This is a genomic window from Fervidobacterium changbaicum (assembly GCF_004117075.1).
GTDB lineage: Bacteria > Thermotogota > Thermotogae > Thermotogales > Fervidobacteriaceae > Fervidobacterium > Fervidobacterium islandicum.
Genome location: NZ_CP026721.1, coordinates 2,248,381 through 2,266,349, shown reverse-complemented (window position 1 = coordinate 2,266,349; position 17,969 = coordinate 2,248,381). Strand labels below are relative to the sequence as shown.

Annotated in this window: 18 protein-coding genes and 2 pseudogenes; 12 read left to right on the top strand and 8 right to left on the bottom strand. The window is 40.3% G+C overall.

All coding sequences use genetic code 11. From position 1 onward, the window contains the following. The first annotated feature begins 7 nt into the window (after positions 1–7). From CBS1_RS10330 to CBS1_RS10725, 9 genes and pseudogenes are all read left to right on the top strand, one after another. The gene (locus CBS1_RS10330) at positions 8–1,258 is read left to right on the top strand and encodes an ABC transporter substrate-binding protein (RefSeq protein WP_090222341.1); all 1,251 of its coding nucleotides are present in this window, start codon (positions 8–10) and stop codon (positions 1,256–1,258) included. A 120-nt stretch (positions 1,259–1,378) separates the two neighbouring features. Then, positions 1,379–2,226 (top strand): annotated as a pseudogene (locus tag CBS1_RS10325) (carbohydrate ABC transporter permease). A gap of 28 nt (positions 2,227–2,254) precedes the next feature. Then, positions 2,255–3,100 (top strand): carbohydrate ABC transporter permease, encoded by an 846-nt coding sequence (locus CBS1_RS10320; protein ID WP_033191175.1) that lies wholly within the window; start codon positions 2,255–2,257, stop codon positions 3,098–3,100. A 7-nt stretch (positions 3,101–3,107) separates the two neighbouring features. Beyond that, complete coding sequence (locus tag CBS1_RS10315) at positions 3,108–4,073, top strand: carbohydrate kinase family protein (RefSeq protein ID WP_090222343.1); 966 nt, start codon at positions 3,108–3,110, stop codon at positions 4,071–4,073. 10 nt (positions 4,074–4,083) lie between these two features. Next, positions 4,084–5,511 carry a glycosyltransferase gene (locus CBS1_RS10310; protein WP_241685526.1) on the top strand — a complete coding sequence of 476 codons (1,428 nt, stop codon included), beginning with the start codon at positions 4,084–4,086 and terminating at the stop codon, positions 5,509–5,511. A gap of 243 nt (positions 5,512–5,754) precedes the next feature. Beyond that, positions 5,755–7,254: a UDP-N-acetylmuramoyl-L-alanyl-D-glutamate--2,6-diaminopimelate ligase gene (locus tag CBS1_RS10305; protein WP_033191173.1), complete on the top strand. Its 1,500-nt coding sequence runs from the start codon at positions 5,755–5,757 to the stop codon at positions 7,252–7,254. A gap of 29 nt (positions 7,255–7,283) precedes the next feature. Continuing rightward, positions 7,284–8,552 carry a UDP-N-acetylmuramoyl-tripeptide--D-alanyl-D-alanine ligase gene (locus tag CBS1_RS10300; RefSeq protein WP_033191172.1) on the top strand — a complete coding sequence of 423 codons (1,269 nt, stop codon included), beginning with the start codon at positions 7,284–7,286 and terminating at the stop codon, positions 8,550–8,552. Positions 8,553–8,575: 23 nt separating this feature from the next. Then, positions 8,576–9,505, top strand: a complete 930-nt coding sequence (mraY, locus tag CBS1_RS10295; protein WP_033191171.1) for a phospho-N-acetylmuramoyl-pentapeptide-transferase — start codon at positions 8,576–8,578, stop codon at positions 9,503–9,505. A 194-nt stretch (positions 9,506–9,699) separates the two neighbouring features. Continuing rightward, positions 9,700–10,098: pseudogene (locus tag CBS1_RS10725) on the top strand (MraY family glycosyltransferase); the annotation flags it as partial. A 228-nt stretch (positions 10,099–10,326) separates the two neighbouring features. On the opposite strand, the gene CBS1_RS10285 reads toward CBS1_RS10725, so the two are convergent. The 5 genes from CBS1_RS10285 to epsC all read right to left on the bottom strand — a co-directional run bounded on the left by CBS1_RS10285 (position 10,327) and on the right by epsC (position 13,824). Continuing rightward, positions 10,327–11,244 carry a DUF1385 domain-containing protein gene (locus tag CBS1_RS10285; protein ID WP_090222344.1) on the bottom strand — a complete coding sequence of 306 codons (918 nt, stop codon included), beginning with the start codon at positions 11,242–11,244 and terminating at the stop codon, positions 10,327–10,329. A gap of 69 nt (positions 11,245–11,313) precedes the next feature. Then, entirely contained in the window at positions 11,314–11,565 is a 252-nt protein-coding gene (locus CBS1_RS10280) for a hypothetical protein (RefSeq protein WP_033191169.1), read from the bottom strand. Positions 11,566–11,618: 53 nt separating this feature from the next. Next, positions 11,619–11,885, bottom strand: a complete 267-nt coding sequence (locus tag CBS1_RS10275; RefSeq protein ID WP_033191168.1) for a stage V sporulation protein S — start codon at positions 11,883–11,885, stop codon at positions 11,619–11,621. 350 nt (positions 11,886–12,235) lie between these two features. Further along, positions 12,236–13,147: a PLP-dependent cysteine synthase family protein gene (locus tag CBS1_RS10270; RefSeq protein ID WP_241685525.1), complete on the bottom strand. Its 912-nt coding sequence runs from the start codon at positions 13,145–13,147 to the stop codon at positions 12,236–12,238. Further along, positions 13,144–13,824, bottom strand: a complete 681-nt coding sequence (gene epsC / locus CBS1_RS10265; RefSeq protein WP_407918643.1) for a serine O-acetyltransferase EpsC — start codon at positions 13,822–13,824, stop codon at positions 13,144–13,146. Before epsC ends, CBS1_RS10270 begins: the two co-directional genes overlap by 4 nt. A gap of 223 nt (positions 13,825–14,047) precedes the next feature. Between epsC and CBS1_RS10260 the strand changes: the two genes are divergently transcribed. The 3 genes from CBS1_RS10260 (at position 14,048) to CBS1_RS10250 (ending at position 15,469) form a co-directional block, all read left to right on the top strand. After that, positions 14,048–14,473 (top strand): Fur family transcriptional regulator, encoded by a 426-nt coding sequence (locus CBS1_RS10260; protein ID WP_033191166.1) that lies wholly within the window; start codon positions 14,048–14,050, stop codon positions 14,471–14,473. Between the two features lie 89 nt (positions 14,474–14,562). Then, positions 14,563–15,066, top strand: a complete 504-nt coding sequence (locus tag CBS1_RS10255) for a rubrerythrin family protein (protein WP_033191165.1) — start codon at positions 14,563–14,565, stop codon at positions 15,064–15,066. A 46-nt stretch (positions 15,067–15,112) separates the two neighbouring features. Further along, on the top strand, positions 15,113–15,469 hold the full coding sequence (locus CBS1_RS10250) for a class II SORL domain-containing protein (RefSeq protein WP_033191164.1): 357 nt from the start codon (positions 15,113–15,115) through the stop codon (positions 15,467–15,469). Between the two features lie 47 nt (positions 15,470–15,516). On the opposite strand, the gene CBS1_RS10245 is transcribed toward CBS1_RS10250, so the two are convergent. The 3 genes from CBS1_RS10245 to CBS1_RS10235 form a co-directional block, all read right to left on the bottom strand. Next, positions 15,517–16,203 (bottom strand): DUF554 domain-containing protein, encoded by a 687-nt coding sequence (locus CBS1_RS10245; protein WP_033191163.1) that lies wholly within the window; start codon positions 16,201–16,203, stop codon positions 15,517–15,519. Between the two features lie 62 nt (positions 16,204–16,265). Then, complete coding sequence (locus CBS1_RS10240; RefSeq protein ID WP_090222347.1) at positions 16,266–16,694, bottom strand: hypothetical protein; 429 nt, start codon at positions 16,692–16,694, stop codon at positions 16,266–16,268. A gap of 20 nt (positions 16,695–16,714) precedes the next feature. Next, on the bottom strand, positions 16,715–17,836 hold the full coding sequence (locus CBS1_RS10235) for an NAD(P)-dependent malic enzyme (RefSeq protein WP_090222348.1): 1,122 nt from the start codon (positions 17,834–17,836) through the stop codon (positions 16,715–16,717). Positions 17,837–17,969 lie beyond the last annotated feature (133 nt).

Below are 17,969 nucleotides of genomic sequence, written 5' to 3'. Positions count from 1 at the left end.
TGGCAGTATGAGAAGGTTCTTATTAGCGGTTCTGTTATTAACACTTGCGGTGGTAGCGTTTTCTGCTTCGAGGGTTACCATAACAATGACGGCGGGTGCAGTCGGTAAAGAACTTGAAGTTCTTTATGCTCAACTTGATGTTTTTATGAAACAGAATCCAAACATCAAAGTCTCAGTCATGCCGATGCCGAACTCATCAACGGAAAGACATGACCTTTATGTTACGTACTTGGCTTCTGGTGAAAAAGAGCCGACAGTCTTGATGCTTGATGTTATTTGGCCAGCGGAATTCGCGCCGTACCTTGAAGACTTAACAGCTGATAAAGACTATTTTGAACTTTCAAAGTTCCTTCCAGGTACAGTTAAGGCAGCAACTGTTGGAGGAAAAATAGTTGCTATCCCATGGTTCACAGATGCTGGAATTCTTTATTACAGAAAAGACTTGCTTGAAAAATACGGTTTCAAGAACCCACCAAAAACATGGGATGAACTTGTGAATATGGCAAAAACAATAACAGCAAAGGAAAAGAACATGTACGGTTTTGTATGGCAGGGCGCAAGGTACGAAGGTTTGGTATGTGACTTTATGGAATATCTCGTTTCGTTTGGTGGAGACGTTCTTGATGATGCAGGAAATGTTGTCATTAACAGCCCAGCTGCTGTAAAAGCTCTTCAATTCATGGTTGATCTCATTTACACACACAAGATTTCGCCACAAGCGGTAACAACGTACATGGAAGAAGAAGCAAGGAGAACATTCCAAAACGGTCAAGCTGTCTTCATGAGGAACTGGCCATACGCTTGGGCACTTTTGAACGATCCAAAGGAATCGAAAGTTGCTGGTAAGGTTGGAGTTGCACCACTTCCAGCAGGTCCAGCAGGAAAGTCTGCGGCAACACTTGGTGGATGGATGCTTGGTATCAACAAGAATGCAACACCAGAAGAGAAAGAAGCAGCTAAGAAGCTTATCAAGTTCTTAACAAGCTATGACCAGCAGCTTTACAAAGCAGTTAACGCTGGTCAAAACCCAACAATGATGGATGTTTATAAAGACCCGGCCCTGAAAAAGGCGGCTCCATTCATGTTTGAATTGTATGGAATGTTTGTTAACGCAGTTCCAAGGCCAAGAACAGCAAAGTACAGTGAAATCTCCGACGTTATCCAGAAATACGTTCATGCAGCCTTGACGAGACAGACAACACCACAGAAGGCAATCGAAGATATGGCAAAAGAATTGAATAAAGTGCTCGGAAAGTGAAATGGTAAAACCAAGTAAAACCACGAGTATCAATACCGGGGGTTCATCCCCCGGTTTTTTAAGAACACGGAGGTGGAGCTTTTGAGAGCAAAAACAAGAGAGACAGTTGTGGCATGGTGGATGGTTTTACCTGCACTTTTGGTAATCTCTGTCATTGCGTTCTTTCCTCTTTTTAAAACGTTTTACGATAGCTTCTTTGAATTTGGACTTAGGCCAGACATTGAAAGAAAATTCGTAGGTTTCGTAAATTACATAGAGCTTTTTCATGACGAACGTTTTCTTGCAGCGCTGAAAACAACGATAATATTTACTGTCGTATCAGTCGCACTTGAAACTGTTCTTGGCCTTTTGATTGCTGTTATTGTAACCAGCCTTTCAAATTCAGAGGAGCTGTGAGGGCTGCTATGCTCATTCCTTGGGCTATACCTACAGCAATATCATCGCAGATGTGGAAATGGATGTTCAACGACCAGGGAGGAATTATGACAAAACTCTTAGAAACGTTACACATCGTAGAGCCTGGATTCCCAATTCTTGGCTCGCCTGATACCGCACTTTGGGCAATTATCGCAGTGGACGTATGGAAGACCACACCTTTTATGGCCTTACTCATACTTGCAGGTTTGCAGTTGATTCCAGAAGAGTTGTATGAGGCCGCAAGAATAGATGGCGCAAATTTATTCCAGAGATTTACAAGAATTACTTTACCTATGCTGAGTTCAACGATAGCTGTAGCGCTAATCTTTAGAACGCTGGATGCTTTAAGAGTGTTTGATGTTGTATTCATAATGACTCGAGGAAGCGTAGGCACAGAAACACTGGCAGTTTACAACCGAGTCTTGCTGATGGATAGAGCATTCACGGGAGCATGGTTTGGTTACGGTTCTGCCCTATCCGTGGTTATCTTCTTGTTGATTTCTATATTTGCAATAATCTACATAAAATCGCTGAAGTTAAAACTAGACTGAAAGACCTGAAAGGCAAGAGGTGATTGCTATGTCTACAAAAACGAAGAGATTAATTTACAAAGTAACGTTAACTATAGCTGTTATATTCATTTTGCTTTGGTGCATTTTTCCGTTCTATTGGGCTATTATTTCTTCCTTAAAGCCTAACATAGAGCTCTTTGATCCGAATCCAACATTTTGGCCAAGGAATCCAACGCTTTCAAATTACGTAAAAGTTTTCTTGGAGAGGCCGTTTCATGTAAACATCTGGAACAGTATAGTGGTTTCCGGTATAACTACGCTTACAACACTTATATTTGGCTCCTTTGCAGGCTATGCAATAGCACGACTGCACATGAAAGGTAAAGCATTTGTCATGGCCCTTATTCTTTCCGTCAGCATGTTTCCTCAGATTTCTATCTTAGGTTCGCTTTTTGTAATACTTCGAAAGCTTGGGATGATAAACACTTACCAAGGATTGATCCTTCCGTACGTTGCTATCACGTTGCCGCTCACCACTTGGATATTGCAAAACTTTTTCAGAGATCTTCCAAAGGAGATAGAAGAAGCAGCCGCTATTGACGGTTGCTCTCGTTTGAGGACACTTTTCCAAATCGTTTTTCCTATGTCTGCTCCAGGTCTTGTTGCCACAGGACTCTTAACATTCATAACCGCATGGAACGAGTTCCTTTTTGCTTTTACATTTATGCAGAAACCGCAATATTACACAGTTCCTGTTGCCATAGCTTTGTTCGCTGGAAGGACTCAATATGAACAACCTTGGGGTCAGCTGATGGCCGCCGCCGTCATTGTTACAGTACCGTTGGTAGCGCTGGTTTTGATATTCCAAAACAGAATAATATCAGGACTAAGTGCAGGTGCCGTGAAAGGATGAATCTGGCATGATACTTTTTTTTGGAGAACTTTTAGCCGATTTGATAACCCAGGAAGATTTTACCAGTGCAGAACATTTCACTTTAAAAGTGGGGGGTTCACCGGGAAATATCGCAAGGTTTGCTTCCCAACTTGGTGTTCCAACTAAAATTGTATCGCGTGTGGGAAACGATCCCATCGGTAATAGGATTGTGAAAAAATTAGAACAGGCGAAGGTAGATATTTCTTCAGTTCAGATAGACAACAAATATGGAACAACTCTTGTCTTTGTTCAGAAGACTGTGGAAAGTCCTGATTTTTTTGTAATTCGAGGAGCAGATAGGTTTCTTAGGTTGAGCGAAGATGAAATAGACAAGATTTTGGATGGAATTAGTATTGTTCATGTAAGTTGTTGGACATTAACTCACAAAGACCTATACGAGATGACAATGAAAGTAGTTAGAAAGGCTGTAGAAAGAGGAATTTCTATCTCTTTTGACCCAAATTGCCGAGACAAGTTGTTTGAGTGCTCAAAAATAGAACGCGATAGAGTGTTTGAACTTTTGAGATACACAACGTACTTAAAACCTTCTCTCGACGATGCAATGGCGATTCTTGGAACACCGTCAAACGAATCGAGAGAATCGAACGAATTCACTGAGAATGTGGTCAAATATTATGTAGAGCAATTTCACAAATGTGGTGCCAAATACGTGGTTTTGACAGCTGGTAGAGATGGAGCTTTTGCATCCGTTTTTGATGAAAGCAAGTCAGTAACCCATATACCGGCTGTAGCCGAGAGAGTCGTCGATGCAACCGGAGCTGGTGATGGATTTTGGGCCGGTATGTACTACGGGCTAATCAACAAGTACGATTTTATCGAGGCTTGTAAGATAGGTGCGATGGTTGCCGGTTACATCGTACAGTTTGTTGGTGCAGATGTCGATATAAGTGCGTTAAAAGGAGAAATTGAAAAGCAAATTGGAAAAAGATAGAGGTGAGACCTTGAGCGAAAGGTATTTGGTGAAAAAAATAGCATTCTTTAATCCGCAGGGAAATTTTGATAAGAACGATAGTCATCTAACCGAGCACCCAGATTTTGGAGGGCAGCTAGTTTATGTCAAAGAGCTTGCAAAGGCGATGAGCGAGCTGGGGATAGAAGTCGACATTATTACAAGGCAGATAATTGATAAAGATTGGCCGGAGTTTGCGGAAAGCTACGATTATTATCCTGAAGCACCAAATGTTCGTATTGTTCGAATACCGTTTGGAGGGCAGAAGTTTTTACCAAAAGAAGAGCTCTGGAAGTATCTTCCTGACTATGTTGAGAAGATCTACGAATTTTACAAGTCAGAAGGCAGATTTCCAGATTTTGTGACAACCCACTATGCAGATGGTGGTATTTCAGGAGTAATGTTCCTTGAGAAAACGGGAATACCATTTTCATTTACGGCACATTCACTTGGGGCATGGAAGCTTGAAAAGCTTTTGGAATCTGGGATGTCTCAAGAGGCGGCCGAAAAGAAATACAAGTTCTCCGTACGGCTTGCTGCAGAAAATCTTGCTATAAAATACGCTTCTTTTATAGTTTGTAGTACAAATCAGGAACGATATGAGCAATATTCACACAAATTATATGAAGCGGATCCATACATTGACAAATTCAAAGTTATCCCTCCCGGAATAAACCATAAAATCTTCAACCAGGAACCAAAGCCTGAAGATAAACAAATAAGCGACTACATCGAACGATTACTTTCAAAGTCTCCTGTAAAAAGGCACAGATTACCGTTTATAATAATGTCCAGTAGATTGGACAGAAAAAAGAACCACATTGCTGTAGTTAGAGCTTTCTTGCAAAACGAAGATTTGAAAGAAAAGGCTAACCTACTTATTGTCGTACGTGGCGTTAACGATGTCTTAGAGTATGTAAGTAGAGAAAGATCAGAAGATGCTTTAATTTTGCAAGAGATCATCGAAGAAGCCGGAAAGGAAATAGGAAAGAGTGTATTCTTTGCTAATATATCGGATCAGAAACATCTGGCCAGTTTATACCGTGTATCAGCTGCAAGAGGTTCTGTATTTGTCTTGCCAGCGCTTTATGAACCATTTGGACTTGCGGTTGTTGAAGCAGCTGCATGTGGTTTGAAAATTGTCGTTACGAAAAACGGAGGGCCAGCTGAGATATTTTCAAATGGCGAAGGATTATTAATAGATCCGACCGATACCAAAGATATTGCTGTGAAATTACTGGTAGCTTTGGAGAAGTTTGATTCCAGAAGATCCATAGAACTTGCACAAAGATATAGCTGGAAGAACACAGCATTGGGATATTTGGAAAATATTCAAAGGGAACTCTCTGAATCACATGGGATAAGGAGCGTAGATGAGAAAGACCTTAAGAAATTCTACGACTTGATTGCTAAACTTTAGAAAGATAAAAAGTGCGAAATTTCTCACTTTTGAGTCCCTCAGATAGTCTGAGGGACTTTTTGTTTAAATCAAAGATCTAAGAATTGCAACAAAAATTCAAAACCATTAGAAAATGGTTTGAGAAGTGCTAAGGTCCCGTCCTCTTGAAGGACTCCGAACTGGTCGGCAGTTGAATAATTCTATAGCGGTGATATAATTTTAACAGCTGACCTAAACTTGCGCTAGTAAAAGGGGTGGATTATTTTGAAACTAAAGCATCTTTTAGAAGCCATCCAAAAGTTTATCGTTTTTGACAACATACCTGAAGAACTAAGAGAAAAGGAAATCACCGGAGTTTACAACAATTCAAAGAAAGCTACTCCCGGTTCATTGTTTATTTGTAGAAAGGGAACCAATTTTGACTCACATACCATAGTCGAGACCCTTTACAGAGAAAATGGAGTTATTGCGTTCGTCACTGAAAGAGAGATTAACAGTAACCTCCCTTATGTTCAAGTTTACGACAGCAGACTTGCTGAAGCCTTCCTCGCTGCAGAATTCTACGAACATCCATACAACAAACTGATAACCTTCGGAGTGACTGGCACGAATGGCAAAACCACGTGTGCTCATCTCTTCCACCATATAATGCAGCAACTTGGCCTTACAGGAAGCTTATCAGGAACGGTCATAAACGATATAGTGGGTGATAAGTTCTACATACACAATACTACCCCTGATGCACTAACAATTATGGAAAACATGTCTAAAACTGTTAAGAAGGGTGGAAGCTATTATTCTATGGAAGTTTCCTCCCATTCGCTTCATCAAGCACGAGTTGAAACTATCAGATTTGATATAGCAGGCCTTACAAATATAACCAGGGATCACTTAGATTACCATCCGACTTTCGAACACTACGTAAACTCAAAGCTTCACCTGTTCGATTTGCTCAAAAAGGACGGAATAGCTGTGGTTCACGAGGATTACGCGCCACTTTTGGTCAGTAAAAAAGTACCAAGGCTCATAACATTCGGTACGAGTGACAGCGCGATTTACAAGATTTCAGATATATCAACCACATGGAATGGAACAACCTTTACGTTAACCTCTCCTTATGGTACGAAGAAAGTTTACACGCAAATGATAGGTGACTACAATGCGTTCAATGTTACTTTAGTTGTTGCAGGATTATTCGAGTTAGGATACGAGCCGGACGAGATTATCAGCTACGTTAGCACATTTAGAGGTGTGGACGGACGATTCGAACCAATACCTGAAGCAAGGAAACTGGGAATTGAAGTGATTATAGATTTTGCTCATTCTCCCGATGCGCTTGAAAAGGTAATACTTGCTGCAAGGAAGTTGGCAAAAGGAAGGATTATCGTTGTTTACGGTGCCGGAGGACAAGCTGATAAAGGGAAAAGGCCGATGATGGCTGAAGTCGTAACAAAACTTGCTGATATTGCAATACTTACAACAGACGATCCTCGCGGTGAGGACCCGGAGGCGATTATAAAAGACGTTGAAAAAGGGGTTCAACCCAATTCACTTTCACTCACTGTTCTTGATAGGCGTGAAGCAATAGACACAGCTATAACTTTGGCAACACGCGGAGATGTTGTAGTTATCACAGGTAGAGGTCATGAACCTTATCAAATATTCACAGAGACATTAAAAGTTCCTTTCAAAGACAGAGATGTCGCTTTGGATATAATTCTTTCGAAGATCAACAAGAATCATATAAGAGACCTGGATAAATAGACAAGTTTAATGGAGTGTGAGAGAACAAAATGGAACTTACGGATCTCGTTGGTCATCGATTTGTTACAGATTCCAGAGAAGTAAAGCCAGGTGATGTGTTTGTCGCTATAAAAGGCAATCGAGTTGATGGGCACGATTTTGTTAAGCAAGCCCTGCAAGCGGGAGCATTTGCAGTTGTTGTAGAACGTGACTTAGGATTGCCAAATCAATTGATCGTTCCGAGCACAGTTGGTTTCCTCGGTATGTACGCAAGCAAGATATTGGAAAAATTCAATCCAAAAATTGTTGGTATAACGGGATCTAATGGTAAGACGACGACAAAAGAGATTGTTGCTGAGGTGCTCAGTGCTGAAATTCGGACCTTTAAAAATGAAGGAAACCTCAATTCAGAAATTGGACTGCCGCTTTCGATAATTAATTCCTACCGTGGAGAACAGATCGTTGTTTTAGAAATGGCTCAAAGAAACGTTGGTGACATTGAATACCTTTGCAAGCTATTCCCTCCCAACATAGGAGTTCTCCTAAATGTGGGAAGTGCACATGTGGGCGTTACGGGAAGCGTGAATGAGATCTTCAAAGGCAAATGGCAGATTGTTGAGAATTCAAAGCAAGCTTTGGTTAATTTTGATGATGAAAGAATGAGATGTGGAAACTGTAAATACTTTGGTACAAAAGGTGGCGATTATGTTCTAAAGGAAAGAACTTTTGATGGACGGAGCACATTATTGACTTTCGAAACGATTGAAGGAGAATTTTATTATTCCCTGCCTGGTTTCTGGACAAAAGCCATGGCGACTTCTGTGCTTGTTGCCTTTGCAGTTGCTGATATGCTTGATATTTTATTTAACCCAATAAGACTTTTGAGTTTTAAACCGTTAAAAGGACGTTTCAACATACATACCTGTGGCAAAGCTTACATAATCGACGACACTTACAACGCCAGTTACGAATCCTTTAAGCATGGGATAGAGGAAGTTAAAGAACATTTTCCAAGGCCTGCCTACGCAGTTGTTGGAGCAATGAAAGAACTCGGTGAGTACTCAAAGCACTACCACGAAATGCTTTCAAATTTACTTGAAGAAGTTGACGGTGTTGTTGTGTACGATAAAGAAGAGGAATCAAAAGATATCACTCCGTCAAATCTTATTTTCAGAAGTGATAAGCAAGAGGAAATCGTAGAGTTCCTTAAGAAAAAAATACTCACCTCCGAATTTTCAGGTACGCTGTATTTCAAGGCATCACGAGCAGTCGAACTGGATAAGATTGTAAATGAACTTCTCGAAAATTCAAACAAATAAAAAAGTTTGAGGAGGAAAGCTAGATGCAGACATCGAATTTATTTTCCGGAATAGTTCTGATAGCCGAATTCCTAATAGGCCTTTTCGTTTTTCCTCGCTATATTAATTACATGAAAAAACTAAGACTTGGACAGTACATCAGACAAGAAGGTCCAGACTTGCATAATTACAAAGAAGGGACTCCTACGGCTGGAGGCATTGTATTTTTAGCGATAGCACTGGTTGCAGGTATTGTGCTTGGTGTAAAAAAAGAACTTTTGTTAACGATGCTGTTCTACGGCTTTATTGGATTTTTGGATGACTTTGTTAGTATAGCGAAAAAACGCTCTCTTGGACTGAGAGCTTGGCAAAAACTCGCATTGCAGATGTTATTTTCGATATGGGTGGCTTACACGGTGCTCCAATACCGCGAGAGTACAGTGTTTGGTTTTTCGGTTCCAAAATGGTTCTTCTACATATTCACAATGTTCTTGATTTCCGGATACTCCAACGCAACCAATCTCACAGACGGGCTCGATGGACTCGCCGGATGGGTGTTCATAACAAGTGCGACTCCTTTCCTAATGCTGGTAAGAAATTACAATCAGGCAATTTCATTGTTGATTCTGGTTATGCCCCTGCTTGCATTTCTCGTATACAACACAAGACCAGCAAAGGTATTTATGGGTGACACGGGCTCATTAGCTCTGGGCGCCTACATAGCAACGTACGCACTGATAACAAGCAATGAACTTCCTCTTATCTTTTTCACCAGTATATTCTTGCTCGAAACGATTAGTGTGATTCTACAAGTCGGTTCCTATAAAATCAGGGGAAAAAGGATATTCAAGATGGCACCTATCCATCATCATTTTGAACTGCTTGGTTGGACTGAAGAAAAGATAGTCGGTGTCTTCAGCGCGTGGAATCTCGCAATTGCCATCACCTATCTTTCTTTTGTTCTGAAATTTTAGAAATGTAGAAATGGTTGATAACGGAGGCTCTTCACTTGAACCAATATTTGGCTGGGTTTACTATTAGTATAGTCTTAAGTGTATTTCTTTCTATCTTGTGCAAGAGATTTAACATCTTGCTTGACCATCCATCGGAGAGGAAAGAACATTCAAAACCAGTTCCACTTGTTGGTGGTCTGGTTCTTTTTGCGTTTGTGATTTATTTGAAGTCAAGTTATGGGTTTTCGGATCTAAAAAGAGAACTAGCGTTATACATAGTGTTTGGAATAGGTTTAATCGATGATTTGATAGAGCTGCCTTATTACACAAAATTGGTTTTACAATCCATCGCAGGTCTTCTTTTTGTGAGCACGTCTCATTTTATATTTACAAACAACTTTGGTCTTGATAACTTGCTTACTTTTCTTTTATTCGTTGCACTCTTGAATGCTTTTAACCTTATCGATGGCATCAACGGACTTCTCGTCGGGGTCGCTATAATTTATTTCGCTTTCAAGCTTGATTTTGTGTATCTTCCTGTCCTTTTTGTTCTGCTTTTTTTCAACATATTCGATCGACTGTTTATGGGTGATTCCGGTGCATTTCTGATTGCCTATTTACTTATTTCACACCAGAATACCACAAGAGATCTTACAAAAGCGATTGTGTTCTTTGGTTACCCGATGTATGAAATAGCCTCCTCATTTCTGAGGAGGCTGGTTTTGGGGAAGAACCCATTCAAACCTGATAGATTCCATCTACATCACATAGGAACGTTGCTTTTTGGAGATGTGTTCTTTTTAATCATCGCTTACTCACTGACATTAGGTTTTGTTTTACTATCAACCAAGAAATTCGGGTTGTTCATATACCTCGGTATCAGCTTTTTGATTTTCTTTTTCCAGCTTTGGTTCATCAGAAACAACAGGTTCATTAACTCCAATGGCGTGTCTAAGGGAGACGAGGGCAACCTCGAGTTGTGAGTCGTCAGGCTCGGCGGTCGTAAGTTTTTGCAAAATCATTCCGGGAACCGCCAAAAACCTCGTTCGCGGATATTTGTCAAAGAGCCTCAAGAGTTCGTAAGAAATGCCTGCAACTACGGGTATTGCAACGATTCTGAAGATGATTCGACCAAGCATCGTAACTCCAAAAAGTCCGTAGAGACTATGCACTAGAATTGCGATGATTAAAAATATCATGACGAAATTCGTTCCGCACCTTGGGTGTATCGTTGAATATTTCCTCGCATTTTCGACCGTTAATTCTTCGCCGTTCTCATATGTATGGACAGCTTTATGCTCTGCACCATGATATCTAAAGACAGTTTTGACATCTTCGAATAGTGAAATAAAGAATACATAGGCCAAGAAAAACCCCAATCTAATCAAACCATCGACTAGCGAAAACAAAAACTCGTTATCCTTAAACCCTAACCACTTTGTTATGTAAGCGGGAAGAACTACAAACAATCCAACTGCCAGTAAAATGGCAAAAAGGATCGAAAAGAAGCCTTCACCCTTTTTCATCTTTTCATCAGAAGATATCTCAGCACTTAAATTCAAAGCTTTCATACCAAAATAAAGCGAATAATAAAGGCTTACAAAACCTCTCAGGAATGGTATTTTCGCCCATTTCCCACGAACATTTGGATAACCAAGCTCACGAATTTCGATCTCACCTGACCGGGTTCTAACAGCTACTACTACCTTTTTTCCCATCATCAAGACACCATCAATTACTGCCTGACCACCGACTTTCAATGTTGTCACCTCTTTCATTTGTGATGTGTTTAAAAAAGGTGCCTGAACGGCACCTATTTTCAAAAGAGCTTATTGTCCTTTTCTGTTTTTGATTTCCTCGTACAGTTCAAGAACTTTCTTGGCATTTTCATCTTCCAATATGATTTTGTAAAACTTGTACGCCTCCATATCTTCCGGTGAATTTCTTGCCATGAAATAACCGACAACCTTGCTACGAAAGTTCTGCAAATCTCCTTCTGACATCCGTGAGATTGTATAAACTATTTCATAGATTCTGTTATCTGTTATACAAGCACTTGCGATAGCCTTGAGCTCTTCCAAGCGTTCCTCCATCTTCCATTACAGTCTTTCGGTTCCAATTAGAACCTTAGAGTTCACTTTTTTTGGAGATAAACTTTAAAAGATATACCTGTTCGTGTTTCGTTACCGATTTGAATTTCAATAAATGCTGGAACTACGTACAAATCCAAGCCTTCTTGCTCCAAAAACCTTCTTGCAACAGCCAAAGACTTAGATGCTTGGTTAACTGCACCCGCACCGATAGCTTGAATCTCAACCTTCTCGTTCTTCTTGAGTGAGCCGACAATAGCACCCGCAACTTTGTTTGGACTTGACTTTGAACTGACCTTCAAAATCTCCATAATGCCTATCCTCCTTGTTCTGTAGAGATTAAAGCTAGTATCATATGTTAATTGGTTTGGCTCTATTTTATCATAAAATTATCAAAAAGGCAAATTCTTTTTGCAAACGCCTGGGTTTGGAGCAGAACAACATAGAAAACAGTGAAAGTTGTCAAAGTTATTTATTTAAGCCAAAGAAGAAAATTTTGGAAACAACAATCGTGGAAAATTTGACATGGTACGTGCTGAAGTGATATACTATGAGCAGTAATGGGGGTACTGGGGATAGGTGGGAGCTGTCTCTATACTGTTGTGTGCACGCCACGGGCGTGCACACGTTTGTTTTTTACACAGACCATCTGCTCAGCTTATTAACCCGGTAAAACAGAAATGTACTTAGAACCATCGTCTGGAAACACCGTCGCGACGCGTTCTAAATTATACTTCTTTCTAACCAGTACACTTGCAATCAAATTAGCTGCGGCCGAGATACCTGCGAATATACCTTCTTTCCATAACCTAGTTGCCCATTCGATAGCTTCCTGGTCATCTATTTGAACTATTTCATCGATGATTCCGATGTCCAATATTTTCGGTACAAAACCCGCACCAATTCCCTGTATCTTGTGTTTTCTAGCTGTTCCACCACTTACAACAGGTGATTGTTTCGGTTCCACTCCGATGATTTTGATATCAGAACGAAAACTTTTGAGAAATTTTCCAACACCTGTTATCGTTCCACCAGTTCCGATTCCTGCAACAAACGCATCCAGTTGATAATTCATTTGAGTTAGTAACTCTGGCCCCGTGGTTAAAAAGTGAGCTTTAACGTTTTCCGGGTTCTCGAACTGGTTTGGCATAAAAGCAGATTTGGAGGAAACGATTTCTCTGGCTTTTTCAATAGCCTTCGTCATATCTTCAGTTAACACAACGTCCGCTCCCAAACTTGTCAAAAGCTGGCGACGCTCGATGGAAACAGTTTCAGGCATGGTAATTATCACTTTTATCCCGAGCTTTGCACCGATCCAAGCAAGTGCAATTCCCGTATTACCGCTTGTCGGTTCGACGATAACAGTATCAGAATTTATCAATCCGTCCTGTAAGGCCCTTAATACCATAAAATACACAGGCCTATCTTTAATGCTTCCAGTTGGATTATTCCTTTCAAGCTTAGCGTACACTGAGTATTTTTCAAGGTACACAAGAGGTGTCTGTCCAATCATTACATTCCGAATTGCGGTTATATTTTTAGAGATTGTCTGGTTAAGAGAAGACGTATTCATTGCTTAGCAACCTCCAAATTTACTAATTCTTCTGGACAAAGGTCATCAGACCTTTCAGATTTTTCTTTTTTATCAGTATACGAAGAAAAAGAGACACTTAGTTTCTCATCATCGCGATAATTTTTATTCACTATTCGCGCTGGAATACCTACGGCAGTGGCATTATCGGGGATATCGGAAATAACAACGCTGTTTGCACCAATTTTTGCATTATCACCGATGTTCACAGGGCCAAGCACTTTTGCTCCCGCTCCTATGATCACGTTCTTTCCAACAGTTGGATGCCGTTTGCCTTTGGTTATGTACTTTGCACCGAGTGTAACGCCGTGGTATAGCACTGTGCCACTACCAACTATAGCCGTGGAGCCAACGACAACACCCGCACCGTGGTCTATCACAACACCCGGTTCCAAAACAGCTGCCGGATGAATATCAACGGTGTACAACACGCGGTTAATGTGGTATATAAAATAGGCTATGAATTTAAAACCAGATACGTAAAAGGCATGCGAGAGTCTGTAAAGTTTTAGCGACCTGAATCCAGCATGAAAACGGTACTGATAAGAAACTTCAAAAGAAGGATCTAAGCGCTTGAGGTATTCTTTATCCAGTTTAATTGCTCTATACATGTTTCTTAACTCTTTGAAAAGCCTTCTAAGATTTTCCAAAAAACGCACCCCATTCATCATCACTCCTTATACATATGAAGTCACTTACTTAGGTAAGACTAATTTCAGTGTACCACAATCGATTAGAATTGTCAAATACAGAATTAAGTCGCAAGTGTCTTAGAAAATTCACAAAAGTATAACAGAAAAGCTTACTTGAAATCGTTTCATATTCGTGGTAAAATAAACTTGGACTTTGTAAAATTTTATACCGATAACGGGAGGCGGCTGAATGGTACAGATTGATACGAGAAGCGAAATACGCGAATTGTTGAAAGAAAAGGGAGTAAAACCAACGGTTCACAGAGTGGAGATCCTAGAGTATCTCCGTAATACGTATTCACATCCGTCCGCGGACGAAATTTACGAGCATTTTGTAAGAGAGCAGAAATTATCAGTTCTTTCAAGGGCGACTGTTTACAATACTCTTAGAGCCTTAGCAGATGCTGGTTTAGTTAAGGTTATTATCACTCCTGATGCCATCAGGTACGACTTTGTTAGAGAAAATCATCACCACTTTTATTGCACAAAGTGTAAGAAAATATACGATATTGAGCTTAACGTTGAACTGCCCAACATTTCGAATATCGATGGGCACGAAGTGCACAATGTCCAGCTTACTTTGGTCGGTATTTGTAAGAACTGTTTGGGTCATTAATGCAATGAATAAGAGCGAGTGGCAGCTCCCTTTCTCCTTAATATGAAAAAAGGGAGCTGCTATACTAAATTTCAAGGGGAGGTGTGAACATGAGGGATATGACGAAAAAGTTCTTGGAAGATGCTTTTGCAGGCGAGTCTATGGCACACATGAAGTATTTGATCTTTGCCGATGAGGCTGAGAAGTCCGGTTTAAAGAAATTAGCAAACCTTTTTAAGGCTATTGCTTATGCAGAGTTTGTGCACGCAAGAAACCACTTTAAGGCGCTCAAGAAGTTGGGGGATAATCCAGCAAATATTCAATCTTGTATAGCCGGTGAAACGTTCGAGGTAGAAGAAATGTATCCCGTTTACAACGAAACAGCTAAACTGCAGGGGGAAAAGGAAGCTCAAATCAGTACTCACTACGCTCTTGAAGCGGAAAAGATTCACGCAGAAATGTATAAGAAGGCGCTTAATCTTGTGAATGAAGGAAAAGATTACGAGGCTGAGAAGATTTACATCTGTTCAGTCTGCGGTTATACGACGGAAGATGAAGCACCTGAAAAATGTCCTGTGTGCGGAGCTCCTAAGTCCGCCTTTGTTGAATTCTAATTTTCTTGCTTACGGAAGCTTAAGAGACTGAGAGAGGAGGGAGAAAATGATAGGTGATTTTGTAAAATCTGGTGATTTTAAAGGAGAAAAGCACGTTCCAGTTATTTGCGCTCCGGAAAAAGTTAAAAAGGGTGAGTGGTTTGAGGTAGAAGTATCTGTTGGAAAAGAGATTCCGCATCCAAACACAGTGGAACACCATATTGCATGGATCGAACTCTACGCTATGCCGGAAGGTGCACCGTACATCCTTAGAATAGGACGCTACGACTTTTCACCTACACTTGAGGAACCTTTTGTGAAGGTAAAAATAAAACTTGAAAAGACTTCAAAACTTATAGCTCTCTCATATTGTAACATCCATGGTCTTTGGGAAGGTTCAGCTGACGTTGTTGTAGAAGAATAAAATTATTTCTTTATCACAAAGGCCCCCGACTCGGGGGCCTTTTTGTGTTATTTTAAGAAGCTTGTAAGAAAGGTGAGCACAGGTGAAACCAAAAGTGCAGGTAGGTAATTTCCAACTTTCGGATCCTTTATTTCCAATATTCTCAAGCCAATCCCAAAAACCATTAATCCACCGACGGCAACCAAGTCATTCAAGTAAACAGGCGATGTTAAGAACGTGAGTAAACTAGCAAAGAGAGTAATACCGCCTTGTATGACCAAAACGCTCAATGCCGAAAGCATAACCCCTAAACCGTAAGTTGAAGAGAGCACTATTGATGAAATAAAATCGAGCAACGATTTGGTGTATATGATATTTCCATCCCCATTTAATCCTGCCGTTATTGAACCTACAATGGTCATAGGTCCAACAAGAAAAAGCAGAGATGACGTTACAAACCCTGTTGAGAAGTCCCCTTCCTTGATGTTGTCACCAATGGCTTTCAGTTTTCCTTCCAAATCAAAAAACTCTCCAATCACACCACCAACAACCATTGAAAACAACACAATAAGAAAGTTATTAGCTCCAAGAATCATCTTTAAACCTATACCGATTGTAGAAAGCCCTACGGCAGCAAAAAGTACCCTTCGAAATCTTTCGGATATTCCTTTTCTGAAAAGGAAACCTATTGAACTTCCAAAAACCACAGCGACCGAGTTAACAATCGCAGGAAGAAGGTACGACAGATTTCTCATAGTATCCCCCTTTCGTAGGTTAATAAATATGTGGAGAATGACGTTCCACTAAGTGATCTCCGTCAGAACGGCAAATAAACAGCAAAGTTTATAAAACTCTCAGGTTTATCAAACAACTTTTTACCACCAGCTTCTAACAAAAATAATAGATTTTCAGCACCAGAAACTTTGAATGTATACCCCACAGAAAAGTTAACAAATAATGGGGAAGCGTATTTCATATAAAAACCCGGAGAAATGTACAGACCCTGCAATTGTTTAGAGGACAATCTCAGTCCAAAAGTAAGCTGATTTATACCTATATTGGCGTAAAGGTGCGAATACATATCCGTCGATGCTCTCAACTCCACGCCCACGAAGTTATCTGTACTCAAGAAAACAAATAGCTTTGTCGTAGCACTACTTGCGAAGACGGGACCACAAATGAAGAGTATGAAGATTACTGAGATGAGAAAACCTTTGGCAATTTTCCTTTCCATCGATGTTGTCATCTTTTCCACCTCCATGTCAACTAATCAAAAATTTCGATTAGACCCTTATAAAGCATTTCGTGCAATCTTCTATCGGTTGCTTTAGGGAGTATCATGTATCTGCTTGGCTCCACAGTTTTTGATATGATTTCAGCCGCTTTCAAGAGTATGGTATGTGTAATCTTTCTTTGTTTTTCTACCGCAGCTCGCATAATTCCTGGAAATGCAAGGAGATTATTCACCTGATTTGGAAAATCAGATCTACCTGTTGCAACAATGAACGCACCGTTTTCATAAGCTGTATCAGGCATTATCTCTGGTGTCGGATTTGCTAAGGCAAATATTACGGGATTCTTTGCCATTTGTTTAATATCCTCGCCTGTCAGTAGATTACCTTTCGAAACCCCAATAAAGACATCTGCGTCTTTTAAACACTCTTTGAGCGTTGCACTTATATTCTTTGGATTAGTTAACCTGGATATTTCTAGATGATACTCGTGTAAAGCTGTGGATTCATTCAGTAATCCGTACACGTCACAAGGATATACGTTCTTCGCACCGTATTCTAGAAGTAGTTTGGTGATATTATACCCTGCAGCACCGATTCCATTCACCACTATCTTTACATCGGATATTCTCTTACCAGCCAATTTTAGTGCATTTTGCAATCCCGCAAGTACAACTACAGCTGTCCCTTGTTGATCATCGTGAAATACGGGGATTGAAGTTTCACTATCCAAATGTTTCAGTATCTCGAAGCATCTTGGTGCGGAAATGTCTTCTAAATTTATCCCGCCAAACGAAGGTTCAAGTGCTTTTACAATGCTTATTATTTCTTCCGTATTCTGAGTACCGAGACATATCGGAAATGCATCCAAGTTTCCAAATTCCTTAAAAAGCATCGCCTTTCCTTCCATGACAGGTAATGCTCCGTACGGTCCAATGTTTCCCAGTCCAAGAACTGCGCTCCCGTCACTTACAACTGCTATTACGCGTTTTCGCCTTGTATATATGAAAGCATTACTTGGCTCTCTTGCACACTCCATTGCAACTTCTGCAACTCCTGGTGTATAAAGGTATTTGAGATTTTCTTCCGTAACTTCCAATGGCACGGTTATTTTGTACTTTCCTTGCAACAATCTATGAATGTCCAACGGTCCCATCGATGACACCCCCTGCTTAGTGATTATAAATTAAAGCACTTGATAGGATATTTTATCCTAATTTTACAATTTTTCCACGTCATATCACACAAGTTTGATTTAAGATATGGTATAATTTCTTTTGGAAATAGTT